This window comes from Actinomadura sp. 7K534 (assembly GCF_004348575.1).
Taxonomy (GTDB): domain Bacteria; phylum Actinomycetota; class Actinomycetes; order Streptosporangiales; family Streptosporangiaceae; genus Spirillospora; species Spirillospora livida.
On record NZ_SMKB01000563.1, the window covers coordinates 1 to 415 of the forward strand.

Here is a 415-nt window from a genome sequence, read left to right on the forward strand (position 1 = left end):
AGCCGAAGGCGCTGCTGCTGTCGTGGCGTGGGCGGCGGTTGGCGCGTGGGGATGTGCAGGCGGTGATCGACCGGGTTCTGGCGCGGGTGGAGCCGGTGCGGCGGCGGAGTGTGACGCCGCATGGGCTGCGGCATACGACGGCGACGCATCTGCTGGCGGCGGCGACGGACATGGACGCGGTGCGGCGGGTGCTGGGGCATGCGGACCTGTCGACGCTGGGCCGTTACCGGGACGAGCTGCCGGGCGAGTTGGAGGCGGCGATGCGGGTGCATCCGCTGCTGGGCCGTGTCGACGGCGGCCCCCGCCGCGGCTAGCGGAACTGCCCTGGCGGGTTGGTGACACGGCTGGCGGGTGGTCGTCTTGCCGGCGAGGTGTGTCCGCGGTGAAGGTCGTGATGCGCGGCCAGGGCGCCCGG

General features: G+C 74.5%; 1 protein-coding gene. It reads left to right on the forward strand.

Features of this window, described 5'->3' with window-relative positions:
• Positions 1-314: tyrosine-type recombinase/integrase (locus E1266_RS37700; RefSeq protein WP_165966395.1), on the forward strand; the 314-nt coding region annotated here is incomplete at its 5' end.
• Positions 315-415: the final 101 nt, after the last annotated feature.